Annotated in this window: 25 protein-coding genes; 6 read left to right on the top strand and 19 right to left on the bottom strand. The window is 74.5% G+C overall.

The window, feature by feature from the left end; all coding sequences use genetic code 11:
• Positions 1-10 precede the first annotated feature (10 nt).
• Positions 11-433, top strand: coding sequence for a Fur family transcriptional regulator (locus ACFSJS_RS00645; protein WP_380896737.1), 423 nt, complete (start codon positions 11-13; stop codon positions 431-433).
• 111 nt (positions 434-544) lie between these two features.
• On the opposite strand, the gene ACFSJS_RS00640 is transcribed toward ACFSJS_RS00645, so the two are convergent.
• From ACFSJS_RS00640 to ACFSJS_RS00630, 3 genes are all read right to left on the bottom strand, one after another.
• A complete protein-coding gene (locus tag ACFSJS_RS00640; protein ID WP_380895466.1) occupies positions 545-1,402 on the bottom strand; it encodes an isoprenyl transferase in 858 nt (285 codons plus the stop codon).
• Between the two features lie 82 nt (positions 1,403-1,484).
• Entirely contained in the window at positions 1,485-2,234 is a 750-nt protein-coding gene (gene recO / locus ACFSJS_RS00635) for a DNA repair protein RecO (RefSeq protein ID WP_380895464.1), read from the bottom strand.
• 149 nt (positions 2,235-2,383) lie between these two features.
• A complete protein-coding gene (locus ACFSJS_RS00630; RefSeq protein WP_380896735.1) occupies positions 2,384-3,016 on the bottom strand; it encodes a TerB family tellurite resistance protein in 633 nt (210 codons plus the stop codon).
• 356 nt (positions 3,017-3,372) lie between these two features.
• On the opposite strand from ACFSJS_RS00630, the gene ACFSJS_RS00625 reads away from it, so the two are divergent.
• Entirely contained in the window at positions 3,373-4,251 is an 879-nt protein-coding gene (locus ACFSJS_RS00625; protein ID WP_380896733.1) for an alpha/beta fold hydrolase, read from the top strand.
• Here ACFSJS_RS00625 and ACFSJS_RS00620 read toward each other — a convergent pair.
• Together ACFSJS_RS00620 and ACFSJS_RS00615 are read right to left on the bottom strand one after the other, a co-directional pair.
• Positions 4,241-4,459, bottom strand: coding sequence for a DUF397 domain-containing protein (locus ACFSJS_RS00620; RefSeq protein ID WP_380895462.1), 219 nt, complete (start codon positions 4,457-4,459; stop codon positions 4,241-4,243). The two genes, ACFSJS_RS00625 and ACFSJS_RS00620, sit on opposite strands and share 11 nt — an antisense overlap.
• Positions 4,456-5,271 carry a helix-turn-helix domain-containing protein gene (locus ACFSJS_RS00615; RefSeq protein ID WP_380895461.1) on the bottom strand — a complete coding sequence of 272 codons (816 nt, stop codon included), beginning with the start codon at positions 5,269-5,271 and terminating at the stop codon, positions 4,456-4,458. Before ACFSJS_RS00615 ends, ACFSJS_RS00620 begins: the two co-directional genes overlap by 4 nt.
• Before the next feature lie 161 nt (positions 5,272-5,432).
• On the opposite strand from ACFSJS_RS00615, the gene ACFSJS_RS00610 reads away from it, so the two are divergent.
• Positions 5,433-5,612, top strand: a complete 180-nt coding sequence (locus tag ACFSJS_RS00610) for an ATP-binding protein (RefSeq protein WP_380895459.1) — start codon at positions 5,433-5,435, stop codon at positions 5,610-5,612.
• A 77-nt stretch (positions 5,613-5,689) separates the two neighbouring features.
• Here the strand turns inward: ACFSJS_RS00610 and leuA are convergent, their stop codons facing one another.
• The 14 genes from leuA to hrcA form a co-directional block, all read right to left on the bottom strand.
• On the bottom strand, positions 5,690-7,456 hold the full coding sequence (gene leuA / locus ACFSJS_RS00605) for a 2-isopropylmalate synthase (protein ID WP_380895457.1): 1,767 nt from the start codon (positions 7,454-7,456) through the stop codon (positions 5,690-5,692).
• Between the two features lie 275 nt (positions 7,457-7,731).
• Entirely contained in the window at positions 7,732-8,703 is a 972-nt protein-coding gene (gene era, locus ACFSJS_RS00600; RefSeq protein WP_380895455.1) for a GTPase Era, read from the bottom strand.
• Between the two features lie 38 nt (positions 8,704-8,741).
• Positions 8,742-9,107 (bottom strand): cytidine deaminase, encoded by a 366-nt coding sequence (locus tag ACFSJS_RS00595; RefSeq protein ID WP_380895453.1) that lies wholly within the window; start codon positions 9,105-9,107, stop codon positions 8,742-8,744.
• Positions 9,108-9,144: 37 nt separating this feature from the next.
• Positions 9,145-10,527, bottom strand: coding sequence for a hemolysin family protein (locus tag ACFSJS_RS00590; RefSeq protein ID WP_380895452.1), 1,383 nt, complete (start codon positions 10,525-10,527; stop codon positions 9,145-9,147).
• The gene (gene ybeY, locus ACFSJS_RS00585; RefSeq protein ID WP_380895449.1) at positions 10,524-11,021 is read right to left on the bottom strand and encodes an rRNA maturation RNase YbeY; all 498 of its coding nucleotides are present in this window, start codon (positions 11,019-11,021) and stop codon (positions 10,524-10,526) included. The genes ACFSJS_RS00590 and ybeY overlap by 4 nt, the downstream gene beginning before the upstream one ends.
• Before the next feature lie 21 nt (positions 11,022-11,042).
• Complete coding sequence (locus tag ACFSJS_RS00580) at positions 11,043-12,080, bottom strand: PhoH family protein (protein WP_380895447.1); 1,038 nt, start codon at positions 12,078-12,080, stop codon at positions 11,043-11,045.
• 175 nt (positions 12,081-12,255) lie between these two features.
• Positions 12,256-13,326, bottom strand: a complete 1,071-nt coding sequence (locus ACFSJS_RS00575; RefSeq protein WP_380895446.1) for a carbohydrate kinase family protein — start codon at positions 13,324-13,326, stop codon at positions 12,256-12,258.
• Between the two features lie 104 nt (positions 13,327-13,430).
• Positions 13,431-14,726 carry a glucarate dehydratase family protein gene (locus tag ACFSJS_RS00570; protein ID WP_380895444.1) on the bottom strand — a complete coding sequence of 432 codons (1,296 nt, stop codon included), beginning with the start codon at positions 14,724-14,726 and terminating at the stop codon, positions 13,431-13,433.
• Between the two features lie 280 nt (positions 14,727-15,006).
• Positions 15,007-15,915, bottom strand: a complete 909-nt coding sequence (locus ACFSJS_RS00565; RefSeq protein WP_380895442.1) for a ribonuclease Z — start codon at positions 15,913-15,915, stop codon at positions 15,007-15,009.
• 16 nt (positions 15,916-15,931) lie between these two features.
• A complete protein-coding gene (locus tag ACFSJS_RS00560) occupies positions 15,932-16,306 on the bottom strand; it encodes a histidine triad nucleotide-binding protein (RefSeq protein ID WP_380895440.1) in 375 nt (124 codons plus the stop codon).
• 87 nt (positions 16,307-16,393) lie between these two features.
• Entirely contained in the window at positions 16,394-17,143 is a 750-nt protein-coding gene (locus tag ACFSJS_RS00555) for a 16S rRNA (uracil(1498)-N(3))-methyltransferase (protein ID WP_380895438.1), read from the bottom strand.
• Entirely contained in the window at positions 17,140-18,243 is a 1,104-nt protein-coding gene (locus ACFSJS_RS00550; RefSeq protein WP_380895435.1) for a nitronate monooxygenase, read from the bottom strand. The genes ACFSJS_RS00555 and ACFSJS_RS00550 overlap by 4 nt, the downstream gene beginning before the upstream one ends.
• 99 nt (positions 18,244-18,342) lie before the next feature.
• The gene (dnaJ, locus tag ACFSJS_RS00545) at positions 18,343-19,473 is read right to left on the bottom strand and encodes a molecular chaperone DnaJ (protein ID WP_380895433.1); all 1,131 of its coding nucleotides are present in this window, start codon (positions 19,471-19,473) and stop codon (positions 18,343-18,345) included.
• A complete protein-coding gene (gene hrcA / locus ACFSJS_RS00540) occupies positions 19,474-20,490 on the bottom strand; it encodes a heat-inducible transcriptional repressor HrcA (RefSeq protein WP_380895431.1) in 1,017 nt (338 codons plus the stop codon).
• A gap of 196 nt (positions 20,491-20,686) precedes the next feature.
• Here hrcA and ACFSJS_RS00535 point away from each other — a divergent pair, with 196 nt between their 5' ends.
• The 3 genes from ACFSJS_RS00535 (at position 20,687) to hemW (ending at position 23,682) form a co-directional block, all read left to right on the top strand.
• The gene (locus tag ACFSJS_RS00535; protein ID WP_380895428.1) at positions 20,687-21,400 is read left to right on the top strand and encodes an MBL fold metallo-hydrolase; all 714 of its coding nucleotides are present in this window, start codon (positions 20,687-20,689) and stop codon (positions 21,398-21,400) included.
• Positions 21,401-21,534: 134 nt separating this feature from the next.
• On the top strand, positions 21,535-22,380 hold the full coding sequence (locus ACFSJS_RS00530) for a DUF3097 domain-containing protein (RefSeq protein WP_380895426.1): 846 nt from the start codon (positions 21,535-21,537) through the stop codon (positions 22,378-22,380).
• Positions 22,381-22,440: 60 nt separating this feature from the next.
• Positions 22,441-23,682: a radical SAM family heme chaperone HemW gene (gene hemW, locus ACFSJS_RS00525; protein ID WP_380895423.1), complete on the top strand. Its 1,242-nt coding sequence runs from the start codon at positions 22,441-22,443 to the stop codon at positions 23,680-23,682.
• The last annotated feature ends 1 nt before the right edge of the window (position 23,683 follow it).

The following is a 23,683-nucleotide window of genomic DNA, read 5'->3' as shown; positions in this document are numbered from 1 at the left end:
GGAGGCAATGGTGGCGACCGCAGGTCCCCCCGTACGCGGCCGGTCGACCCGGCAGCGCGCCGCTGTGGCGGCGGCGCTCAGCGAGGTCGACGAGTTCCGCAGCGCCCAGGAGCTGCACGACATGCTCAAGCACCGCGGCGACTCCGTCGGTCTGACCACCGTCTACCGCACCCTCCAGTCGCTGGCCGACGCGGGTGAGGTGGACGTGCTGCGCACCGACGAGGGCGAGGCCGTCTACCGCCGGTGCAGCAGCGACGACCACCACCACCACCTGGTCTGCCGCAGTTGCGGCAAGGCCGTGGAGGTGGAGGGGCCCGCGGTGGAGAAGTGGGCGGACTCCATCGCCGCCGAGCACGGTTTCGTCGACGTGGCCCACACCGTCGAGATCTTCGGCACCTGCGGCGAGTGCGCCGCCGCCCGCGCGGGGAGCTGACCCCGGCGGAGCACCGCACGACGCGGCCCGCGGCCCCTCCGGAGGGGCCGCGGGCCGCGGGCTTGCGCCGGTTCCCCGCCGGTCCCCGCGGGGGGGGGCGGGCAGGGGCGCTCAGGCTCCCGGGACGCCCGCCGCGGACTCCGGCCCGGTGCCGGCGGGAGGGGTGGGCGCGGCCGGCTCCGCACCGCCGAAGCGGCGGTCGCGGCGGGCGTACTCCAGGCACGCGTCCCACAGGTTCCGGCGGTCGAAGTCCGGCCACAGGACGTCCTGGAAGACCATCTCGGCGTAGGCGCTCTGCCAGATCAGGTAGTTGGACGTGCGCTGCTCGCCCGACGGCCGCACGAAGAGGTCCACGTCCGGCATGTCCGGGTAGTACAGGTACTTGGCGACGGTCTTCTCGTTCACCTTCGACGGGTCCAGCCGCCCGGCCCGCACGTCCGCCGCGATGGCCGCCGCCGCGTCGGCGATCTCGGCGCGGCCGCCGTAGTTGACGCAGAAGTACAGCGTCATGGCGTCGTTGTCGACGGTCTGCTCCTGCGCGACCTGGAGCTCCTGGACGACCGACCTCCACAGCTTGGGCATCCGGCCCACCCAGCGGATGCGGATGCCCAGGGCGTCCATCTCGTCGCGGCGGCGGCGGATGACGTCGCGGTTGAAGTTCATCAGGAAGCGGACCTCCTCGGGGGAGCGCTTCCAGTTCTCGGTGGAGAAGGCGTACAGGGACAGGTTCTTGATCCCCATCTCCAGGCAGCCCTTGAGCACGTCCATCACGACGCCCTCGCCGACCTTGTGCCCCTCGGTGCGCGGCAGCCCGCGCTGCTTGGCCCACCGGCCGTTGCCGTCCATGACGACCGCCACGTGGTTCGGCACCAGGTCGGCGGGGATGCGCGGCGGGCGCGCGCCGGAGGGGTGCGGTTCGGGGGCGAGGTACTCGCGACGCTGCCGGGACAGCATTCCGCGCCGTGCCATGGGGCTCTCATCTCCACTCGGGCGCGCCCGCGGGCCGCGCCGTCTGTTCACGTGGTCGGGGGACAACGGCGAGCGTAGCCGGTCAGCCCTTCTCCACGAACCGCAGGGAGCGCAGGCCCCGCTCCAGGTGCCAGTGCAGGTACGCCGAGACCAGGGCGCTGCCCTCGCGCACGTGCCGGGTCTCGGCCGCGTCGGCGGTGGACCAGTCGCCCGTCAGCAGCGCTCCCAGCAGCCGCATGGCCTCGGGGGACGGCACGACGCTGCCCGGCCTGCGGCAGTCGGCGCACACCGCGCCGCCCGCGGCGACGGAGAAGAACCGGTTGGGACCGGGCATCCCGCACTGGGCGCAGGCGTCGAAGCTGGGGGCGTAGCCGCCGACGGCCAGGGAGCGCAGCAGGAAGGCGTCCAGCACCAGCGCGGGGGCGTGCTCACCGGCCGCCAGGGTGCGCAGCCCGCCGATCAGCAGCAGGTACTGCTGGACGTTCGGCTCGCCCTCGTGGTCGGTGAAGCGCTCGGCCGTCTCCAGCATGGCCGTGCCGGCGGTGTAGCGGGCGTAGTCGGTGACGATGTTCCGGCCGTAGGGGGCGATGGTCTCGGTCTGGGTGCACAGCGGCAGTCCGCGGCCGACCAGGTCGCTGCCGCGCGCGAAGAACTGGATGTCGACGTGGGAGAACGGCTCCAGCCGCGCGCCGAACTTGGACTTGGTGCGCCGCACCCCCCGGGCCACGGCCCGCACCCGCCCGTGCCCGCGCGTGAGCAGCGTGATGATGCGGTCCGCCTCGCCCAGCTTCTGGGTGCGCAGCACCACGCCGTCGTCGCGGAAGAGGCTCATTGCCTCATTGTCCCCCACCGGTTCCCGCCGCGGGAGCGCCCGGTCCCGGTGCCGCCCGGCCGGGCGGCACCGGGACCGGCGCGAGGGGGCGCTGCCCCCGCGGGAGCAGCGCCCCGTGACGGAAGCGCCCGTGGCGGCGGGCGCCGCCGTCACGACAGGGTGGTGCGGGCGGTGTCCAGCAGGCGCTCGGCGTCCTCCCGGCACAGCCGGAGGACCCGCCCCGCCGAGAGCAGGACGCGGCGCTCGGCGGGGGTGTAGGGGCCGTCGGCCAGAGCGGTGCGGGCGCCCTGGAGCAGCAGGCCCTCGCGGCCGGGCACGGCCAGGTGCGGGGCGAGCGGGGCCAGTGTCTCGTGCAGCTCGGCCTCCATCGCGGCACCGTCGCCGCCCACCGCCGCGAGCAGGGCGATCAGCTGCTCCTCGGAGCAGCCGGTGAAGCCCGCGGCCCTGATCCCCTCCACGGCCGCCTCGCGGGCCGCCCGGGACTCCGAGCCACCCGCCGCGAGCACCGCCAGCGCCACGGCGTGCACGGCGTCGCGGAGCATGGCGCCCAGCCGGGTGGTGGTGGGGTGGTCGAGGGCCTCGGTGCCGAAGCGGCCCTGGCAGGAGGCGCACTCCAGAACGGGCCCGACGTCGCCGCGCGGCAGCACGGGCACGCCCAGCACGACGAGGCGGCGGCGGCCGGTGCGGCGTCTGTAGTTGCGGTCACCGCCGCAGGACGGGCAGAAGAACTCGCCGTCGTCGATCGTGTGCCATGCCGTGCGGACGCCCGCCATGCGCAGCATCCGTCCGCCCCGGCCACGGGAGTGCACCACGCCGTACCTCCGTCACGCTTCTGCGCCTTTGCCGCGTGGGCGTGATGTTAACCACATCCGTGAGGCTTCGTCAGTACCCCGGTCGGCCCCCGTCGCCGGGCCGGTTGCTCCCCGCACCCCGGTCCGGGCGGGTTTGCGCTGGTGGGAGGGGGCCGCGGAGCCCCCGCCCGCCGGCGGAAACATGTGCGGCACAGCGCGCCGGCGGCCGTCCGGAAACCCTTGGCGCACCGGCCCGCCGCCCCCGCAGGATGGCCCCCGTGAACGTGAACGCGGACGTGGACGTGGACGCGGACGTGGCCGGGCCGGAGCGCACGGGCGCCGAGCCGCTGCCCGACGGGAGGCTGCTGGGGTGGGCCGAGTGGGGGCCCGAGGACGGCACGCCCGTGCTGTTCTCCCCCGGCGCGGGCACCGGCCGGAGCCTGGGGTTCGGCGCCGGGGCGGCCGGCCGCCTCGGGGTGCGGTTGGTCTCCCTGGACCGGCCGGGCCTGGGGGCCTCCACCCCGGCGCCGGGACGCACCTTCGCCGGCTTCGCCGAGGACGTCCGCGTCCTCGCCGCCCGCCGGGGCCTGGGACGGCCCGCCATGGTGGGCAACTCCCAGGGGGCGCCGTTCGCCCTGGCCTGCGCCGAGCGGGGTGTGGTGGCGGCGCTCGCCGTGGTCTCCGGGGCGGACGAGGTGGCCGATCCGCGGTTCGCCGCCGTGCTCCCGAAGGAGCTGCGCCATCTGGTGGACACCGCCGTGGCCGACCCGGCCGCCGCCGAGCGGATCTTCGCCCGCCTCACGCCCGGGGCCCTGCACGAGATGATCACGGCGGGCAGCCCGGAGTGCGACCTGGCGGTCTACCGGAGCCCCGCGTTCGGCACCGCCTGGCGGCGGGCGCTGGAGGAGGGCTTCGCCCAGGGTCCGGAGGGCTACGCCCGCGACACCGCCCTGGCGATGGGCCGCTGGAGCCGGTGGGGGCTGGACCTGTCGGCAATCGCGGTGCCGGTGGACCTGTGGTACGGCGCGGAGGACTCCTCCCACTCCCCCGACCGCGGCGCGGGCCTGGCCGAGCGCATCCCCGGCGCCGTCCGCCACGTCGTCCCCGGCATCGGGGGCGCGCTGCTGTGGACGCACGCCGAGGAGATCCTGCGCACGCTGCTGGGACGGGCGGAGCCGCCGGGGCGCCCCGGGCGGCCGGGCGGCCCCACCGGGGTCACTCCGTGACCGCCGCCTCCGCCGCGAGGCCGACGAACGCGCTCCAGGCCGCGGGCGGGAAGGCGAGCGCGCCGCCCTCCCGGTCCTTGGAGTCGCGGACGCGGACGGCGCCGGGCCCGGCCGCGACCTCGACGCAGTTGCCGCCGTCCCCGCCGCTGTAGCTGCTCTTGACCCACGTCGGCTCGTCGGGCGCGCTCATGGGCTGCTCGCTGCTCATAGCTCTCCAACCACCTGGTCCATGAGGCTCAACGGCTCCTCGGGGGGAAGAGCCTGAGCCCTGAGGGCACCGTATCGCTGCGTGAGCACACCGACCTCGTCCCGGTCCGGGATCGGGAAGCTGCCGCGCTGGCCCTCGACGTACGCCAGGCTACGTCGGTCACGGGTCTCCAGCAGTACCATCGGGCCCTCCAGACCGGCATGTGTGCAGCGTCGGGTCGGCATGATCTGGAGGGAAACGTTGCGCATACGCGCGCACTCCATCAGATGCCTCAGCTGTCCCCTCATCACCTCGGGGCCGCCGGTGGGGCGGCGGATCACCACCTCCCCGATCACGAACCCGGACACGGGCATCGGTTTGCGGCACAGGACCACCTGCCGGCCGAGCCGTCCCGAGACCCGGCTCTCGCTCTCCTCCTCATCCGGAGACGGGCAACCTCCCGCCACGACAGCACGTGCGCAGTCCTCGGTCTGAAGCAGTCCGGGGACGACGTGGTTCTCGTACGAGTAGAGGCTCACCGCGTCCGCCTCCAGCAGGGCGAAGTCCCGGAACCACGTCGGGTACCGGGAGTGGAGCAGGTACGGCAGGCCGGCCCGCAGCACCCCGCCCGCGTCCAGGACCTCGTCCACCCGGTCGACGAACTCCTGCTGCGGCATCCGCCGCCCCTGCTCGACGGAGGCGACCGTCGCCTCCGAGTAGCCGATCCGCTCCCCGAGTTCCGCGCGGGACAGGCCCGCCTTCCTGCGGAACAGCTTCAGCCGGCTGCCGAAGTACCTGAGCGTCGTCGCCCCGTAGTCGTTCTGCGCACCCATGCGGCACCATCCCGTTCGCAGGCTCCGCACGGTCAACTCGCCCGGGTGTGACGCCGTTGCGGCACGCGGCGCGTACAGGGTCTCGTACACACGCGTACACGTCCCGGTCGGACCGCGGTGGCCCTTCCCGCGCCGGGCGGTGGCGCTGTTCCTTGGCGGGCATGGCATTCGAACTTCCCTCAAGCCGCCCGCCCTTCGGGCCCCGGGCCCCCGCGCCCACCGACGAGTCCGGTCGCGTGCTCCTCCTGGTGGCCGCCCTCGCGGACCGCTGGGGCGTCTGCGGGCGGGAGCCGGGGCCGGCTCCCGGCAGGACCGTCTGGGCGGAGCTGGACCTGCGGTGAGCCCGGACCCCGGCGCAGCGGCGGCGGCCCCGCCGGACGGGTGTCCGGCGGGGCCGCCGCGGTGGTGCCGGAAGCCGTCAGCGGTAGGCTCGGTTGACGGCGGAGACGATGGCCTTCAGGGAGGCGCGGGTGGTGTTGGGGTCGATGCCGATGCCCCACAGCACCTTGCCGTCGATGGCGCACTCGATGTACGAGGCGGCCTGCGCGGAGGCGCCCTCGCTCATGGTGTGCTCCTGGTAGTCCAGCAGGCGGGCGTCGATGCCGATGCCGGCCAGGGCCTCGAAGAACGCGGAGATCGGGCCGTTGCCGGTGCCGGTGAGCACGGTCTCGGTGCCGTCCACGGCGGCCTCGACGGTGAGGGTGTCCACCCCGTCGGTGTCGGTGGTGGTCTGTCCGGCGCGTACCTGGATGCGGCCCCAGGGGTTGTCGGGGTTGGGCAGGTACTCGTCGCGGAAGGCCTCCCAGATCTGGGCGGGGGTGACCTCGCCGCCCTCGGCGTCGGTCTTCGCCTGGATGATCTTGGAGAACTCGATCTGCATCCGGCGCGGCAGGTCCAGCTTGTGGTCGTTCTTCAGGACGTAGGCGACACCGCCCTTGCCGGACTGGGAGTTGACGCGGATGACCGCCTCGTAGGAGCGGCCCACGTCCTTGGGGTCGATGGGCAGGTACGGCACCGCCCACTCGATCTCCTCGACCGCCTTGCCGGCCGCGGCCGCGTCGGCCTCCAGCGCCTCGAAGCCCTTCTTGATGGCGTCCTGGTGGGAGCCGGAGAAGGCGGTGTAGACCAGGTCGCCCGCGTACGGGTGGCGCGGGTGGACCTCCATCTGGTTGCAATACTCGGCGGTGCGGCGGATCTCGTCGATCCGGCTGAAGTCGATCTGCGGGTCGACGCCCTGGGAGAACAGGTTCATGCCCAGGGTGACCAGGTCCACGTTGCCGGTGCGCTCACCCTGCCCGAACAGGCAGCCCTCGACGCGGTCGGCGCCGGCCATGACCGCCAGCTCGGCGGCGGCCACCGCGGTGCCCCGGTCGTTGTGGGGGTGGGTGGACAGGCAGACGAACTCGCGCCGCGACAGGTTCCGCGACATCCACTCGAAGCGGTCGGCGTGGGTGGAGGGGGTGGAGCGCTCGACGGTGGCGGGCAGGTTGAGGATGATCTCGCGGCCGTCCTCGGGCTGCCAGACGTCCATGACCGCCTCGCAGACCTCCAGGGCGAAGTCCAGCTCGGTGTCGGTGAAGATCTCCGGGCTGTACTGGTAGCCGAAGGTCGTCTCCTCGCCCAGCAGCTTCTCCGCGTACTCCATCACCAGGCGGGTGCCGTCCACGGCGATCTGCTTCACGTCGTCCCTGCTGCCGCGGAAGACCACGCGGCGGAAGACGGGGGCGGTGGCGTTGTACAGGTGGACGGTGGCGCGGTGGGCGCCGCGCAGCGACTCCACCGTCCGCTCGATCAGGTCCTCGCGCGCCTGGGTCAGGACGGAGATCGTCACGTCCTCGGGGATCGCGCCCTCCTCGATGATGGAGCGCACGAAGTCGAAGTCGGTCTGGCCCGAGGAGGGGAAGCCGACCTCGATCTCCTTGTAGCCCATGCGGACCAGCAGGTCGAACATCTCCCGCTTGCGGGCCGGCGACATCGGGTCGATCAGGGCCTGGTTGCCGTCGCGCAGGTCGGTCGACAGCCAGCGGGGCGCCTTCGTGATCCGCTTCTCCGGCCAGGTGCGGTCGGGCAGGTCGACGGCCTCGTAGCCGCGGTAGCGGTGGACCGGCATGCCGGACGGCTTCTGGGCGACGGTCCGCGCGGTGACGGGCGTGGGGCGCCCGACGCGGGAGGAGGAACTGCTCATGGGCTCGGACTCCTTGCGGGATGACGGCTTCGGGGACTTTCCGAAGGGGCCGACGACGGCATCGCCGAACTCCGCGGGGAGGGGGTCGGCCGTATGACTACAGGCCCTCGCCGCGGCAGCTAAGGAGGAGCAGCCCAAAACGCATGATGCGGTCCAGCGTAACGGAGGCGGACGGTGCGTGGCGGTGTGTATCAGTATGCGAGAACACACATGGAAGGGCACCGGTGGGCGGCCGGACGCGGCAGGACCCGGCCGCCCGCCGCCGCCGGGGCGGCCTAGAAGCCGAGCCGGCGGAGCTGCTTGGGGTCGCGCTGCCAGTCCTTGGCGACCTTGACGTGCAGGTCGAGGTAGACGGGCGTGCCCAGCAGCGCCTCGATCTGCTGTCGGGACTTGGTGCCGACCTCCTTCAGCCGGCTGCCCTTGGGGCCGATGACGATCCCCTTCTGGCTGGGCCGCTCGATGAAGACGTTGGCGTGGATGTCCAGCAGCGGCCGGCCGGGCGGGCGGCCCTCGCGCGGGGCCATCTCCTCCACCACCACCGCGATGGAGTGCGGCAGTTCGTCGCGCACGCCCTCCAGGGCGGCCTCGCGGATCAGCTCGGCGACCATGACCTGCTCGGGCTCGTCGGTGAGGTCGCCGTCCGGGTAGAGCTGCGGCCCCTCGGGCAGCAGCGGGACCAGCAGGTCGGCCAGGAGGTCCACCTGGTCGCCGGCGGTGGCCGAGACCGGGACGATCTCGGCCCACTCGACGCCCAGCTCCCTGCCCAGCCGGTCGACGGCGACGAGCTGCCCGGCCAGCGCCTGGGGGTCCACCAGGTCGGTCTTGGTGACGACCGCCACCTTCGGGGTCCGCTTGAGGCCGGCCAGCTCCTTGGCGATGAACCGGTCGCCGGGGCCGATCTTCTGGTCCGCGGGCAGGCAGAAGCCGATCACGTCGACCTCGGCCCAGGTGGTGCGCACCACGTCGTTGAGCCGCTCGCCCAGCAGGGTGCGCGGCTTGTGCAGCCCGGGGGTGTCCACCAGGACCAGCTGCGCGTCGGGGCGGTGGACGATGCCCCGGACGGTGTGCCGGGTGGTCTGCGGGCGGTTGGAGGTGATCGCGACCTTCGTTCCCACCAGGGCGTTGGTGAGCGTCGACTTGCCCGCGTTGGGGCGGCCGACGAAGCAGGCGAAGCCCGCGCGGTGCGGCGCGGGCTCCGTCTGCGTCCGGGGTCGGGAAGAGGGGGAACGGTCGCTCATGGAGGCCATTCTCCCCGATCGGCGGTGTGCCCCGTACCGGCGGACGCTCAGCCCGCGGTGACGGTGGAGCGCACCGTGCCGTCCGGGCCGGCGAGCAGCACCGGGGTGGCGGGCCCGCCCAGGTCGTGGACGGCGGCCAGGTCGGCGGAGGGGACGGCGGGCGCCTCGGAGACCACGGCCGCGGCCTCCAGGGACGTGGCGCCGGAGGCCACGGCCATCGCCACGGCGGTCTGCAGGGCGCTCAGCCTGAGCGACCTGAGCGCGACGGTCCCGGCGACGTAGGTGCGTCCGGTCTCGTCCCGCACGGCCGCCCCCTCGGGCACGGCGTTGCGGGCCCGTGCGCTGCGGGCGAGAGTGACGATCTTGCGGTCTTCGGGGTCCAGGTCGGCGGCTTCGCTCATGGGGGTGAGCATATGCCGTCGCCGCGGGGGCGGTGGCGCGGACCGGAGATCAGCCGCCGCCCCCGACCGGCTCGTCCGCGGGCGCGGGGGCGGTGGCGCGGACCGGCTCGACCAGGACGGTGACGATGCGGTTGCGGCGGCCCGCCGTGGACTCGGCCGTCAGCCGCAGGCCCTGCGGCCCGGAGTGGGCCGGTTCGGCAGGGCGGTGGTGCTCCCTGTGGTGGTCGCGGTCGCGGGCGCCGCGGCCCTCGGCCAGGTCCACCAGGGCCGTGGCGCCCGCGATGGGCACCCGGCCCAGCAGTTTGGCCAGCAGGCCGCCGACCGTCTCCACGTCCTCGTCCTCCAGGTCCAGGCCGTACAGCTCGCCCAGGTCGCCCAGGTCGAGCCGGGCCGTGACCCGGTAGCGGCCGTCGCCCAGCTCCTCGACGGGCGGCAGCTCGCGGTCGTACTCGTCGGTGATCTCCCCGACGATCTCCTCCAGGATGTCCTCGATGGTGACGATCCCGGCCGTGCCGCCGTACTCGTCGACGACGACGGCGACGTGGTTGCGGTCCTTCTGCATCTCCCGCAGCAGATCGCCGGCGTTCTTGGTGTCGGGGACGAAGGCCGCGGGCCGCATGACCGCGGAGACCGAGTCGTTCTCGGCGTCGCGGTTGACGTGCACCCGACGCGCGAGGTCCTTGAGGTAGACGATGCCGACGACGTCGTCCTCGTTCTCGCCGGTCACCGGGATGCGGGAGAAGCCCGAGCGCAGGGCGAGGGTGAGCGCCTGGCGCACGGTCTTGAAGCGCTCGATGGAGACCAGTTCGGTGCGGGGCACCATCACCTCGCGCACCAGGGTGTCGCCCAGCTCGAAGACCGAGTGCACCATCCGGCGCTCCTCGTCCTCGATCAGCGACTCCCGTCCGGCCAGGTCCACCATGGCCCTCAGCTCGGCCTCGGTGGCGAACGGCCCCTTGCGGAAGCCCCGGCCCGGGGTGAGCGCGTTGCCCAGGAGGATCAGCAGCTGCGGCAGCGGGCCCAGGACGCGGGCCAGCGGCAGCAGCACGTAGGCGGCGGCCGTGGCGGTGTTCAGCGGGTGCTGGCGGCCGATGGTGCGCGGCGAGACGCCCACCGCGACGTAGGAGACCAGCACCATCGCGGCGATGGCGGCCGACAGCGCCTGCCAGGTCCGGTCGAAGGTGTGGAGGAAGCCGTAGGTGACCAGGACCCCGGCCGCCATCTCGGCGGCGACGCGCAGCAGCAGGGCCAGGTTGAGGTAGCGGGTGGGGTCGGCGGCGACGGCGGCCAGCCGGGCGCCGCCGCGCCGCCCGGAGCGGACGGCCTCCTCGGCCCGGTAGCTGGTGGTGCTGGCCAGGCCCGCCTCGGCGCAGGCGGCGAGCCAGGCGAGTCCCACCAGCAGGACCGCCGCGGCGACCAGGGGGGCGCTCATGTCGTCGTCGGGGCCGGCGAGGGCCCCGTCAGACCGCGCTCGGCGCGCCAGCCGTCGACGATCGCCGCCTGGAGGCCGAACATCTCGGTCCGCTCGGCGGGCGTCTCGTGGTCGTAGCCCAGGAGGTGGAGCACGCCGTGGACGGTGAGCAGCTGGAGCTCCTCGTCCATGGAGTGCTTCGTCGGGGCCTGCTCGCCCTGCCGCTCGGCGACCTCGGGGCACAGGACGATGTCGCCGAGGAGCCCCTGCGGGGGCTCCTCGTCGTCCTTGGCGGGCGGGCGCAGCTCGTCCATCGGGAAGGACATGACGTCGGTCGGGCCGGGCAGGTCCATCCACTGCCGGTGGAGCTGCTCCATCGCGTCGGCGTCGACGGCGATCACCGACAGCTCCGAGAGCGGGTGGATGCGCATCCTGGCCAGGGCGTAGCGGGCGATGTCGAGGATCGCGCGTTCGTCGATCTCCCGGCCGGACTCGTTGTTGACGTCGATCGACATAGGGGTGTCGGTTGCTTTCCGTTACTTCCGGTCACTGCCGTTGGTCGTGCCGTTGCGGTCGTCGTAGCGGTCGTAGGCGTCGACGATGCGGCCGACCAGCTTGTGCCGGACGACGTCGGTGCTGGTGAGCCGCGAGAAGTGGACGTCCTCGACGCCCTCCAGGATCTCCTGCACCTGGCGCAGACCGCTTCTGGTGCCGCCGGGCAGGTCGACCTGCGTGACGTCACCGGTGATCACTATCTTGGAGTCGAACCCGAGCCGGGTGAGGAACATCTTCATCTGCTCGGGGTTCGTGTTCTGCGCCTCGTCCAGGATGATGAAGGCGTCGTTGAGCGTCCGGCCGCGCATGTACGCCAGCGGCGCGACCTCGATCGTCCCGGCGGCCATCAGGCGCGGGATCGAGTCGGGGTCGAGCATGTCGTGCAGCGCGTCGTACAGCGGCCGCAGGTAGGGGTCGATCTTCTCGTAGAGGGTGCCGGGCAGGAAGCCCAGGCGCTCCCCCGCCTCCACGGCGGGCCGGGTCAGGATGATGCGGGTGACCTGCTTGGACTGCAGGGCCTGCACGGCCTTGGCCATCGCCAGGTAGGTCTTGCCGGTGCCCGCGGGGCCGATGCCGAACACGATGGTGTGCTCGTCGATCGCGTCCACGTAGCGCTTCTGGTTGAGCGTCTTGGGGCGGATCGTGCGGCCGCGGTTGGACAGGATGTTCTGGGTGAGGACCTGGGCGGGCGTCTCGGCGTTCCCGCCGTCGTCGCCCACGGCGTCCTTGAGCATGGCGATCGACCGCTCCACGGCGTCCTCCGTCAGGGGCTGGCCGGTGCGCAGCACCAGCATCATCTCGTCGAACAGGCGCTGGACGAGCGCGACGTCCCCCGCGTCGCCCGTCGCGCTGATCTCGTTGCCCCGGACGTGGATGTCCGTGGCGGGGAACGCCTTCTCGATCACCCGGAGGAGGGAGTCGCCGGAACCGAGCACCGTCACCATCGGGTGCTTGGCCGGGACGGTGAAGCGGGCACTCGCCTGGGTGGACCGTGCCTGGTCTGTGTGTGTGTGAGTCATGGGCCGGCTCTGTGGCCTGCGCATCCCTCTCTGTCGCTGCCGTGCGCCTGGTGCCTCCAGGGTACGCCGTGGCGGCACCGGGCCAGTAGGGATTTGTCGGCACCGCCCCGGGCCCCCTTCCGGCAGCCCCCGGGGCGGGGGCTGCCGGAAGGGGGCCCGGGGCGGCGGGGCGGCCTCACGGCCTGCGGAAGCCGATGGTGGGCACCGCCCGGCGCAGCGGCCAGGGGCGGCCGCAGCCGGGCAGCAGGGCGTCGAGGAAGGCGTAGCGGCGCAGGGCGGCCGGGTCCTGGTCGTCGAAGGCGCGCACGTGCTGCCACCAGGCGGCGACCTCGGCCCAGCCGGGCGCCGAGAGCGAACCGCCGAACTCCTGCACCGACAGGGCGGCGGTCAGGCCCGCGAAGGCGAGCCGGTCGGCCAGCGGCCAGCCCGCCAGGGTGCCGGTGACGAAACCGGCCACGAACACGTCCCCGGCGCCGGTGGGGTCCAGCGCCTCCACCTCGATGGCGGGCACCTCGGCGGTCTCGCCGGTGGAGCCGTCCACCGCGTAGGCGCCCTCGGAGCCCAGGGTGACCACGGCCGTCGGGACCTTCTCGGCCAGGCGGTGGGCGGCGGTGCGGGGGCAGTCGGTGCGGGTGTAGCGCATCGCCTCCCCGGCGTTGGGCAGGAACGCCTCGCAGTGCTCCAGGCCGGCGAGGTCGGCCGGGTCCCAGCGGCCGGTGTCGTCCCAGCCGACGTCGGCGAAGATCCGGCTGCCGGCGCGGGCGGCGCGCTCCAGCCACTCCTGGTCGGCACCCTGCTGGAGGGAGGCGACACAGGCGCGGGCGGGGGGCGGGGTGCCGGGGGCGGGCTCCCGGGGAGGCGGGGCCTCGTGCCCGTGGGAGACCATCGTCCGCTCGCCCTCGTAGGCCATCGAGACGGTGACGGGCGAGTGCCAGCCGGGGACGGTGCGCGACAGGGACAGGTCGATGCCCTCGCCGCGCTCCAGGGACTCCCAGCAGTACTCGCCGTACATGTCGTCCCCGAAGGCGGCCGCCAGGCAGGTGCGCAGGCCGAGCCGGGCCAGGGCGGTGGCCATGTTGGCGACTCCGCCGGGACTGGACCCCATGCCCCTGGCCCAGGATTCCGTGCCGCGCACGGGCGCGGAGTCCAGGCCGGTGAAGACGATGTCCAGGAAGACGCTCCCGGTCAGGTAGACGTCGTGGGGCGGGTCGTCGGGGGTGCGGAGCGCGGCGAGCGGGTCGAGCATGCGGCCAGTGTGCCCCAACCGGACCGGGGGCACCGGCGGCCGCGGGACGCGCCGTCCCCGGACCGCCGGTGCCGGGCGCGGTGCGCCGCCCGTCCGTCCGCCCGTCACCAGCGCGGCACCGGGGGGGTGGTCCAGCCGGGGTCGGCCCGGCGCATGGCGGCGGCGTCGTCCCGGTCCCGCAGGGAGCCGTCGTCCGCCAGCCAGCGCCGGTGGAGGGCGTCGAGCCGGTCGCGGTCGAGGGTGACGCCCAGGCCGGGGCCGTCGGGAACGGTGACGCAGCCGCCCGAGAAGGCCGGGCGCTCGGTGAGCACGTCCTCGGTCTGCCAGGGGTAGTGGGTGTCGCAGGCGTGGTGCAGGCCGGGCACGGTGGCGGCGACGTGGGTCATGGCGGCGAGGCTGATGCCCAGGTGGGTGTTGGAGTGCATGGAGACCCCGACGCCGAAGGTGCGGCAGATCTCGGCCAGGTGGCGGGTGTTGCGCAGCCCGCCCCAGTAGTGGTGGTCGCTGAGCACGACCTGGACGGCGCCGGCGGTGAAGGCCCCGGCGATCTCCGGGAAGGTCGTCACGCACATGTTGGTGGCCAGCGGCAGCCCGCCGGCCCGTGCGGCGACCTCGGCCATGGCGGAGGTCCCGGTGGTCGGGTCCTCCAGGTACTCCAGCACGTCGCGCAGTTCGGCGGCGACCTTCAGCGAGGTCTCCACCGACCAGGCGCCGTTGGGGTCCAGGCGCAGCGGCCGGCCGGGGAAGGCGTCGGCGAGCGCGCGGACGGCGGCGATCTCCTCCTCGGGCGGGAAGACCCCGCCCTTGAGCTTGAAGGAGCCGAAACCGTGGTCGCGGACGAAGCGGCGGGCCTGGGCGACGATCCCCTCGGGGTCCAGGGCGGCGCCCCAGTCGTCGCTCTCCCCCGCCACCCCCTCCGGGTGCCCGGCCCAGCGGTAGAAGAGGTAGGCGCTGTACTCCACGCGGTCGCGCAGCTTCCCGCCGAGCAGGGCGTGCACGGGCAGGCCGAGCGCCTTGCCCAGGGCGTCCAGGCAGGCCACCTCGAAGCCGGAGACGACGGAGAGCCGCAGTTTGTCGGCGGTCTGGACGCCGCGCAGCCCGCCCACGTCCACGGAGCCGTCGACGGTGTGGCCGTCCAGGGGGACGTCCTCGGCGAGGGTGAGGAGGCCGTTCAGATCGGTGATCGAGCGTCCGGGGAGCCGTCCGGCGAGGGAGCGCGCCGCCTCCAGGTACTTGGTGTCGCCGTAGGTCTCGCCGAGGCCGGTGACGCCGTCCGCCGTGACCACCTCGACGATCAGTCGCGGAGTGTACGGCTGGTGGACGCCCTGGGTGTTGAGCAGCGGCGGATCGGCGACGAGGATCGGGGTCAGGCGCACCTCGGTGACGGTCAGGTCCTTCATCCGGCGACTCCTGTCGGCTGGGGGCCGGGGCCGCCGGTGCCCGCGGTCGGAGCGGCCGACACCACCAGCCCGTTCTCGTACATGAACGCTGTCCATGTGCAGAAACGGAGACTAGGTATGCGGATCGGGACCGTCAAGGGTGCCCGCCGGTTTCCGGAAGGGCCGCGGGGCGGAGGCCGACGGGGCGGTGCGGGCGGGAGGAGCGGACCGGGCGCAGGCGGTGCCCGGCCGGGAGGGCGCGGGCCGGTGGAGCGGACCGGGGTCCTCGCGCGAGCGGCGCTCAGCGCCGCCGGGGCACCGGCACCCGCGCCAGGTCCTCGGCCACCGTCAGCTCCCCCCGGTACCCGGCCTCCCGCGCCTGGCGGGCGAACTCGGCCGGATCGTCGTAGCGCTGCGAGAAGTGCGTGAGCACCAGGTGCCGCACGCCCGCCTCCGCCGCGACGGACGCGGCCTGGCCCGCGGTGAGGTGACCGTACTCCTCGGCCAGGGCTCGCTCGGCCTCCAGGAAGGTGGACTCGGCGACCAGCAGGTCGCAGCCCTCGGCGAGTTCGTGGACGGCGTCGCACAGCCGGGTGTCCATCACGAAGGCGAAGCGCTGTCCGGGCCGGGGCTCGCTCACCTCCTCCAGGGAGGTGCCGCGCAGCTCGCCCTCCCGCCGGATGCGGCCGACGTCGGCGCCGGTGATGCCGTGCGCGGCGAGCCGCTCGGGCAGCATCCGCCGCCCGTCGGGCTCGACCAGGCGGTAGCCGTAGGACTCCACCGGGTGCGAGAGCCGGCGTGCCAGGAGGGTGTAGCCGGCGGTGGCGGCCAGCGTGCCGCCGTCCCCCGCCACCGGCTCCTCGCGCAGCTCGACCGTCTCCCGGTAGGCGGTGGCGTACCGCAGCCGGTCGAAGAAGCGCTGCCCGCTCGCCGGGTAGTGCGCCGTGACTGGGTGGGGCACCCGGTCGAGGTTGATGCGCTGGATCACCCCCGCCAGACCCAGCGAGTGGTCGCCGTGGAAGTGGGTGACGCACAGCCGGGTGAGGTCGTGGGCGGCCACGCCCGCGCGGAGCATCTGGCGCTGGGTGCCCTCGCCGGGGTCGAAGAGGAGGGCCTCGCCGTCCCAGCGCAGTACGTAGCCGTTGTGGTTGCGGTGCCGGGTGGGCACCTGACTGGCGGTGCCCAGCACGACCAGTTCCCGTACGGACATGCGGGGAGGAGGCCCCTTACCCGGGGGGCCAGTTCAGGCCGCGGCCGCCGAGGACGTGGGCGTGCGCGTGCCACACCGTCTGCCCGGCGCCCGCACCGGTGTTGAACACGATGCGGTAGCCGACGGTCGCGCCCCCGGGCGGGGCGATGTTCTCCTTCTCCGCGACCTCGCCCGCGGCGCGCAGCACGTCGGCGGCGAGCTGCGGGGAGGCGGCGGCCATGGCGGCGGCGTCGGGGTGGTGCTCCTTGGGGATCACCAGGACGTGCGTGGGGGCCTGGGGGTTGATGTCCCGGAAGGCGAGCGTGGTGTCGGTCTCGTGCACGACGGTCGCCGGGACATCACCAGCGACGATCTTGCAGAACAGGCAGTCTTCCTGCGGTTCTTCCGCCACGGTGGCGCCTTTCGCTGAGGGGTGGTCGAACCCGGCCGCTGTGGGTGCGCGGTGGAGATCGTACCCCGCCCGCGCCCCGGCCGGGGATCAGGACCAGCGGCCGGTGCGCCCCAGCAGCAGTGCCGCCGCGGCCGTGCCCGCCGTGGAGGTGCGCAGCACGCTCGGCCCCAGCCGGTACGGCCGCGCCCCGGCCCCGGCGAACGCCTCCAGCTCCTCCGGCGCCACCCCGCCCTCGGGGCCGACGACGAGCACCAGGTCGCCCCCGGCGGGCAGTTCGGCGGTGGCCAGCGGCTCGGCCCCCTCCTCGTGGAGGACGGCGGCGAAGGCGGCCGAGGACAGCAGCGGCAGGAGCTGCCGGGTGGTCGCGGGCTCGGCCACCTCGGGGAAGCGCAGCCTGCGGGCCTGCTTGCCCGCCTCGCGCGCCGTGCTGCGCCACTTGCGCAGCGCCTTCGCCCCGCGCTCGCCCCGCCACTGCGTCACGCAGCGCGCCGCCGGCCAGGGCACGATCGCGTCCACGCCCGTCTCGGTCATCGTCTCCACCGCCAGCTCGCCCCGGTCGCCCTTGGGCAGCGCCTGGACGACGGTGATCCGCGGACGCGGCTCCGGCTCGGTGCGCACCTCGGCGACGGCGACCTCCAGCCGCTCCCTCCCCTCGACGGCGGCGACGGTGCCGAAGGCTCCGGTGCCCTGCCCGTCGGTGAGGACGACCTCCTCCCCGACGCGCAGCCGCCGCACCGCGACGGCGTGCCGGCCCTCGGGGCCGTCCAGGGCCAGCACGGCCCCGGGAGCCGCGCCGACGAGGGCACCGGGATCGACGGCGAAGACGGGCGCGGTCATGCGGGCCTCCCGGCGGCGAGGGCGGCGCGGGCCGCCGCCAGCTCGCCGGCCAGCACCCCGACCAGCTCGGCGGCGGGCAGCGGCCGGACCAGCCGGTGGCCCTGGCCCGCCCACAGCGGCAGGGCCTGCGGGTCGCCCGCCGCCGCCGCGGCCCGGCGCAGCGGCGCGGTCACCTGCTGCACCTGCGGGTAGGCGGCGGGGGCGTGGGGCCCGTGCTCGGCCATGAAGCGGTTGACCAGCCCGCGCGCCGGACGGCCGGTGAAGGCGCGGGTCAGCTCGGTGCGGGTGAAGGCGGGATCGGTCAGGGCCCGCTTGTGCAGCGGGTGCGCCCCGGACTCGGGGCACGCCAGGAACGCCGTGCCGAGCTGCGCGGCCACCGCTCCGGCGGCCAGCACGGCGGCGATCTGCTCGCCGCGCATCAGCCCGCCCGCGGCGACGAGCGGCAGGGACACGGCGTCCCGGACCTGCGCCAGCAGCGTCAGCAGGCCGGTCCCGGCGCCCGGGCCCGCCTCGCCGGGGTCGTCGCGGTGCGTGCTTCGGTGGCCGCCCGCCTCCACGCCCTGGACGCACAGGAGGTCGGCCCCCGCCTCCGCCGAGGCGCGCGCCTCGGCCGCGGAGGTGACGGTGACCGCGGTGAGGCTGCCCGCCCGCGCCAGCTCCGCCAGGACCTCCCGCGGCGGGCAGCCGAAGGTGAAGGAGACCAGCGGCACGGGGTCGTCCAGCAGGGCCGCCAGCTTGGCCTCGTAGGCGTCGCGGCCGTCCGGGCCGGCCTGTCCGGGCTCGGTCCCGTACCGGGCGGCCTCGCCCGCGAGCCGCTCGCGGTAGGCCGCGACGGCGGCCTGCGCCTCGAAGCCGCCGCCGGGCTGCGGCACGAAGAGGTTGACGCCGAAGGGGCGGCCGGTCAGCTCCCGCAGCCGCCCGATCTCCTCGCGCATCGCCTCGGGGGTGGTGAGCCCGGCGGCGAGGAAGCCGAGCCCGCCCGCCCCGCAGACGGCGGCGGCCAGCTCGGGGCACGAGGGGCCCCCGGCCATGGGGGCCTGGACGACGGGATGCTCCAGCCAGGAGGCGAACGCGGCGGACGCGGTCAGAGCGGTGGGCATGACGGCATCCTGCCACGCCGGGGCGCGGCGCCGCGCGGCGCGTACCGCGCGGGCGCACGCCCGGGGCGCCGGACCGCCGGCCCGGCGCCCGCCGGGACGTCAGCGCCCGTTGAAGGCGTCCTTCAGCCGCGAGAAGAGCCCCTGCTGACCGGGCTGGAACTGGCCCGTCGGCCGCTCCTCGCCCCGCAGCTTGGCCAGGCGCCGCAGCAGCTCCTCCTGCTCGGCGTCGAGCTTGGACGGGGTCTGGACCTCGACGTGGACGATCAGGTCGCCGCGGCCGCCGCCGCGCAGGTGCGTCACACCGCGCTGGTGGAGCGGGATCGACTGGCCGGACTGGGTGCCGGGCCTGATGTCGACCTCCTCCAGGCCGTCCAGCGTCTCCAGCGGCACCTTGGTGCCCAGCGCCGCGGCCGTCATGGGGAGGGTGACCGTGCAGTGCAGGTCGTCGCCGCGCCGCTGGAAGACCGGGTGCGGGACCTCGTGGATCTCCACGTACAGGTCGCCCGCCGGACCGCCGCCCGGGCCCACCTCGCCCTCCCCGGCGAGCTGGATGCGGGTGCCGTTGTCCACGCCGGCCGGGATCTTCACCGTCAGGCTGCGCCGCGAGCGGACGCGGCCGTCACCGGCGCACTCCGGGCACGGGTTCGGCACGACCGTGCCGAAGCCCTGGCACTGCGGGCAGGGGCGCGAGGTCATGACCTGGCCCAGGAAGGAGCGGGTGACCTGCGACACCTCGCCGCGGCCGCGGCACATGTCGCACGTCTGGGCCGACGTGCCGGGGGCCGCGCCCTCGCCGCTGCACGTGGTGCAGACGATCGCCGTGTCGACCTGGATGTCCTTCGTGGTGCCGAAGGCCGCCTCGTCCAGTTCGATGTCGAGCCGGATCATGGCGTCCTGACCGCGCCGGGTGCGGGACCTCGGCCCGCGCTGCGAGGCGGTGCCGAAGAAGGCGTCCATGATGTCGGAGAAGTTCCCGAAGCCCGCGCCGAAGCCCGCGCCCCGCGCCCCGGCGCCGCCCATCGGGTCGCCGCCGAGGTCGTACATCTGCTTCTTCTGCGGGTCGGAGAGCACCTCGTAGGCGGTGTTGATCTCCTTGAACCGCTCCTGCGTCTTCGGGTCCGGGTTCACGTCCGGGTGCAGCTCGCGTGCGAGCCGCCGGAATGCCTTCTTGATCTCGTCCTGCGAGGCATCGCGCTGCACGCCCAGGACCGCGTAGTAGTCCGTCGCCACTTACGACTCCGCGAGGATCTGTCCGACGTAACGTGCCACTGCGCGTACCGCTCCCATCGTTCCGGGGTAGTCCATGCGGGTCGGTCCGACCACGCCGAGCTTGGCGACCGCCTCGTCGCCCGAACCGTAACCGACCGAGACGACCGACGTGGACGTCAGCCCCTCGTGAGCATTCTCATGTCCGATGCGCACCGTCATGCCGGGCTCCTGGGTCTCCCCCAGCAGTTTGAGCAGCACGACCTGCTCCTCCAGCGCCTCCAGCACCGGCCGGATGGTCAGCGGGAAGTCGTGCACGAAGCGGGTGAGATTGGCGGTGCCGCCGATCATCAGCCGCTCCTCGGTCTCCTCCACCAGGGTCTCCAGCAGGGTCGCCAGCACGGTGGAGACCGTACCGCGGTCCTCCTGGTCGAAGGAGTCCGGCAGGTCCTGCACCAGCTTGGGCACCTCGGAGAAGCGCTCCCCGACCACCCGGCTGTTGAGGCGGGCGCGCAGGTCCGCCAGTGACGTCTCGGAGATGGGGGCCGGGCACTCCACGACGCGCTGCTCGACCCGCCCGGTGTCCGTGATCAGCACGAGCATCAGACGCGCGGGGGCGAGGAGCAGCAGCTCGACGTGGCGCACGGTCGAGCGGGTCAGCGAGGGGTACTGGACGACCGCCACCTGGCGGGTGAGCTGGGCCAGCAGCCGCACGGTGCGGCTGACGACGTCGTCGAGGTCGACGGCGCCCTCCAGGAAGTTCTGGATCGCCCGGCGCTCCGGCTTCGACAGGGGCTTGACGCTCGCCAGCTTGTCGACGAACAGCCGGTAGCCCTTGTCGGTGGGGATGCGGCCGGCGCTGGTGTGCGGCTGGGCGATGTACCCCTCCTCCTCCAGCGCCGCCATGTCGTTGCGCACGGTGGCCGGGGAGACCTTGAGGTTGTGCCGTTCGGTCAGGGCCTTGGAGCCCACGGGTTCCTGGGTGCCGACGTAGTCCTGGACGATGGCGCGCAGGACCTCCAGTCTGCGTTCGCTGAGCATGTGGGCGCACCTCCCGTCCGGCCGTTCCTCTTCCGCTTCCCTGCCTGGCACTCTCAGCCGGTGAGTGCCAGCGTCCCTGGGCCAGTGTACGGCCGGTGACCACGGCCAGGGCAAGGGCGGCCCCGGACGGAGAGGCAAACCGGCCGCGGCCGCCGTCGGACGGGCGTCACCCGCACGATGGCGCTAGCGTCGCCGTATGGAGACCGATTGGGAAGATCTCTCGCCCGGAGTCGTGCGCCGCCGCATGCCCGGCTGGGACGAGACGGTCGGCGCCGTCGCGGGCGAGGCGGGGGTGCTGGTGGTCGACACCGGCGCGAGCCTGCGCGAGGGCGCGGGGCTGCGGCGGGGGCTGCGCCGGCTCCTCGGCCGCCCGGCCACCCACGTCGCGCTGACCCACCCGCACTTCGACCACGTCCTGGGCTCGGCGGCCTTCGCCGGGGTGGAGGTCTACGCCGCCGTGGGGGCCGACGAGTGGCTGGCCCGGTCGAAGGACGAGCTGCGGGACGACGCCGTGCGGCACGGCATGGACCGCGAGGAGGCTGCCGAGGCCGTCGACGTGCTCGTCCACCCGCACCACCGGGTGGTCGGCGAGCTGACCGTCGCGCTGGGCGGGCGGGAGGTGCTGCTGGCCAACGTCGGCCCCGCGCACACCGCGTACGACCTGGCCGTCGTGGTCCCCGGCGTCCGGGGCGGGCGGGACGTCGTCTTCTGCGGGGACCTGGTGGAGGAGTCCGGCGCGCCGCAGGCGGGCCCGGACGCCCACCCCGCCCACTGGCCGGCCGCCCTGGACCGGCTGCTCGCCCTGGGGGGCGAGGACGCGGTGTACGTGCCCGGCCACGGAGCGGTGGTGGACGCCTCCTTCGTCCGGGAGCAGCGCGAGTCGCTGGCGCGGCGGTTCGGCGTCGTGTAGGGGCGCCGCGGGCAGGCGCGCGGGGCGCCGGATCGCGGCGCCGGCCCGCGGCGCCGGCCCGCGGCCCGTCCGGGTCCGGCCCGGGCGCGGCCCGCCGGGGTTTCGCCGCGGGGGGCGCGTAACAGAATGAGCGCATGCGCAGCAGACAGTACGGCCCCGACCTGACCCCTCCCTGGAAGCGCAGCAGGCCCGCGCCCGAGGTGCCCGCCGAGCCGGGCCTGGTGGTGGAGGAGGTCACGACCGGCTTCTGCGGCGCGGTGGTGCGCTGCGAGAAGACGGCCCAGGGCCTCACCGTCACCCTGGAGGACCGGTTCGGCAGGCACCGCGTCTTCCCCCTGGAACCGCGCGGCTTCCTGCTGGAGGGGAAGGCCGTCACCCTGGTGCGGCCCGCGTCGGCGCGGCCGCCCGCCCCGGTCGCGCCCCGGCGCACGGCGTCCGGCTCGATCGCCGTGCCCGGCTCCCGCCCCCGGGTGGCGCGCGCCGGGCGCATCTACGTGGAGGGGCGCCACGACGCGGAGCTGGTGGAGAAGGTCTGGGGCGACGACCTGCGGATCGAGGGCGTCGTCGTGGAGTACCTGGAGGGCGTCGACGACCTGCCGGCCGTCGTGGAGGCCTTCGGCCCCACCCCCGAGGCCCGGCTGGGGGTGCTGGTGGACCACCTGGTGCCCGGTTCCAAGGAGTGGCGGATCGCCGAGCGGGTGTCCGGCGAGGACGTGCTGGTCGTCGGGCACCCGTACGTGGACGTCTGGCAGGCGGTCAAGCCGTCGGCCCTGGGCATCGACGCCTGGCCCCGCGTCCCGCGCGGCCAGGACTGGAAGACGGGCGTGTGCCGGGCCCTGGGCTGGCCGGAGAACACCGGCGCGGCCTGGAAGCGGATCCTGGGGAGCGTGCGCAGCTACACCGATCTGGAGCCGGGGCTGCTCGGGCCGGTGGAGCGGCTGATCGACCACGTCACGGTGGGCGGCCCCGCCGGTCCGTGAGCCCCCCGCGGGCACGGTGCGGCGTCCGGCCCGTCCGGGTACGGGGCCGGATGCCGGACAATGGACCCCATGCCCTCCGCACTGCCCGACGGCGAGCCCGTCCCCACCGACGGAACACTGCCCGCGCACGCCCTGGCGGGCGCCGCGCGGCGCCCGCTCGGCTTCTACCTGCACGTCCCGTACTGCGCCACGCGCTGCGGCTACTGCGACTTCAACACCTACACCGCGAGCGAGCTGCGCGGTCCGGGCGGTGCGCGGGCCTCCCAGGAGGAGTACGCGGACGTCCTGGCCGAGGAGGTGCGGCTGGCCCGCAAGGTGCTGGGCGACGACCCCCGCACGGTGGAGACGGTCTTCGTCGGCGGCGGCACCCCGACCCTGCTCCCCGCCGGCGACCTGGGGCGGATGCTGGCCGCGATCCGCGAGGAGTTCGGCCTGGCGGACGGGGCGGAGGTCACCGTCGAGGCCAACCCCGACTCCGTCGACCCGGCGTACCTGGCCCGGCTGCGGGAGGCGGGCTTCAACCGGATCTCCTTCGGCATGCAGAGCGCCCGCCGGCACGTGCTGGCCGTCCTGGACCGCACCCACACGCCCGGCCGCCCCGAGGCATGCGTGGCCGAGGCCCGCGCCGCGGGGTTCGAGCACGTCAACCTGGACCTGATCTACGGCACCCCGGGCGAGAGCGACGACGACTGGCGCGCCTCGCTGGAGGCCGCGGTCGGTGCCGGGCCCGACCACGTCTCGGCGTACGCGCTGATCGTGGAGGACGGCACGCGGCTGGCCGCCCGCATCCGGCGCGGCGAGGTGCCGATGACGGACGACGACGTGCACGCCGACCGCTACCTGATCGCCGAGGAGGTGCTGTCGGCGGCCGGTTTCGGCTGGTACGAGGTGTCCAACTGGGCGACGTCGAAGGCGGCCCGCTGCCGCCACAACGAGCTGTACTGGACCGGCGCCGACTGGTGGGGCGCGGGCCCCGGCGCGCACAGCCACGTCGGCGGGGTGCGCTGGTGGAACGTGAAGCACCCCGGCGCGTACGCCCAGGCCCTCACCGAGGGACGCTCGCCGGGGGCGGGCCGCGAGGTGCTGGGCGCCGAGGACCGCCGGGTGGAGCGGATCCTGCTGGAGCTGCGCCTGGAGGACGGCGTGCCCCTGGACGTCCTCGCCCCGGCGGGAGCGCGGGCGGCCGAGCGGGCGCTGGCCGACGGGCTGCTGCGCCCGGAGGCGTACGGGCGGGGGCGTGCGGCGCTCACCCTGCGAGGCCGGCTGCTGGCGGACGCGGTGGTCCGCGACCTGGTGGACTGAC

Origin of the sequence: Streptomyces desertarenae (assembly GCF_042681365.1) — a bacterium.
Classification (GTDB): Bacteria; Actinomycetota; Actinomycetes; order Streptomycetales; family Streptomycetaceae; genus Streptomyces; species Streptomyces desertarenae.
This window is presented reverse-complemented; position numbering and strand designations above follow the sequence as displayed.

Excerpts from the sequence above, each read along its gene's own strand:
- ACFSJS_RS00640 (WP_380895466.1), bottom strand. The coding sequence starts at position 1,402 with ATGGCACGGCGCGGAATGCTGTCCCGGCAGCGTCGCGAGTACCTCGCC.
- recO (WP_380895464.1), bottom strand. The coding sequence starts at position 2,234 with ATGAGCCTCTTCCGCGACGACGGCGTGGTGCTGCGCACCCAGAAGCTG.
- ACFSJS_RS00630 (WP_380896735.1), bottom strand. The coding sequence starts at position 3,016 with ATGCTGCGCATGGCGGGCGTCCGCACGGCATGGCACACGATCGACGAC.
- ACFSJS_RS00620 (WP_380895462.1), bottom strand. The coding sequence starts at position 4,459 with ATGAGCAGCGAGCAGCCCATGAGCGCGCCCGACGAGCCGACGTGGGTC.
- ACFSJS_RS00615 (WP_380895461.1), bottom strand. The coding sequence starts at position 5,271 with ATGGGTGCGCAGAACGACTACGGGGCGACGACGCTCAGGTACTTCGGC.
- ACFSJS_RS00610 (WP_380895459.1), top strand. The coding sequence starts at position 5,433 with ATGGCATTCGAACTTCCCTCAAGCCGCCCGCCCTTCGGGCCCCGGGCC.
- leuA (WP_380895457.1), bottom strand. The coding sequence starts at position 7,456 with ATGAGCAGTTCCTCCTCCCGCGTCGGGCGCCCCACGCCCGTCACCGCG.
- era (WP_380895455.1), bottom strand. The coding sequence starts at position 8,703 with ATGGCCTCCATGAGCGACCGTTCCCCCTCTTCCCGACCCCGGACGCAG.
- ACFSJS_RS00595 (WP_380895453.1), bottom strand. The coding sequence starts at position 9,107 with ATGCTCACCCCCATGAGCGAAGCCGCCGACCTGGACCCCGAAGACCGC.
- ACFSJS_RS00590 (WP_380895452.1), bottom strand. The coding sequence starts at position 10,527 with ATGAGCGCCCCCCTGGTCGCCGCGGCGGTCCTGCTGGTGGGACTCGCC.
- ybeY (WP_380895449.1), bottom strand. The coding sequence starts at position 11,021 with ATGTCGATCGACGTCAACAACGAGTCCGGCCGGGAGATCGACGAACGC.
- ACFSJS_RS00580 (WP_380895447.1), bottom strand. The coding sequence starts at position 12,080 with ATGACTCACACACACACAGACCAGGCACGGTCCACCCAGGCGAGTGCC.
- ACFSJS_RS00575 (WP_380895446.1), bottom strand. The coding sequence starts at position 13,326 with ATGCTCGACCCGCTCGCCGCGCTCCGCACCCCCGACGACCCGCCCCAC.
- ACFSJS_RS00570 (WP_380895444.1), bottom strand. The coding sequence starts at position 14,726 with ATGAAGGACCTGACCGTCACCGAGGTGCGCCTGACCCCGATCCTCGTC.
- ACFSJS_RS00565 (WP_380895442.1), bottom strand. The coding sequence starts at position 15,915 with ATGTCCGTACGGGAACTGGTCGTGCTGGGCACCGCCAGTCAGGTGCCC.
- ACFSJS_RS00555 (WP_380895438.1), bottom strand. The coding sequence starts at position 17,143 with ATGACCGCGCCCGTCTTCGCCGTCGATCCCGGTGCCCTCGTCGGCGCG.
- ACFSJS_RS00550 (WP_380895435.1), bottom strand. The coding sequence starts at position 18,243 with ATGCCCACCGCTCTGACCGCGTCCGCCGCGTTCGCCTCCTGGCTGGAG.
- hrcA (WP_380895431.1), bottom strand. The coding sequence starts at position 20,490 with ATGCTCAGCGAACGCAGACTGGAGGTCCTGCGCGCCATCGTCCAGGAC.
- ACFSJS_RS00535 (WP_380895428.1), top strand. The coding sequence starts at position 20,687 with ATGGAGACCGATTGGGAAGATCTCTCGCCCGGAGTCGTGCGCCGCCGC.
- ACFSJS_RS00530 (WP_380895426.1), top strand. The coding sequence starts at position 21,535 with ATGCGCAGCAGACAGTACGGCCCCGACCTGACCCCTCCCTGGAAGCGC.
- hemW (WP_380895423.1), top strand. The coding sequence starts at position 22,441 with ATGGACCCCATGCCCTCCGCACTGCCCGACGGCGAGCCCGTCCCCACC.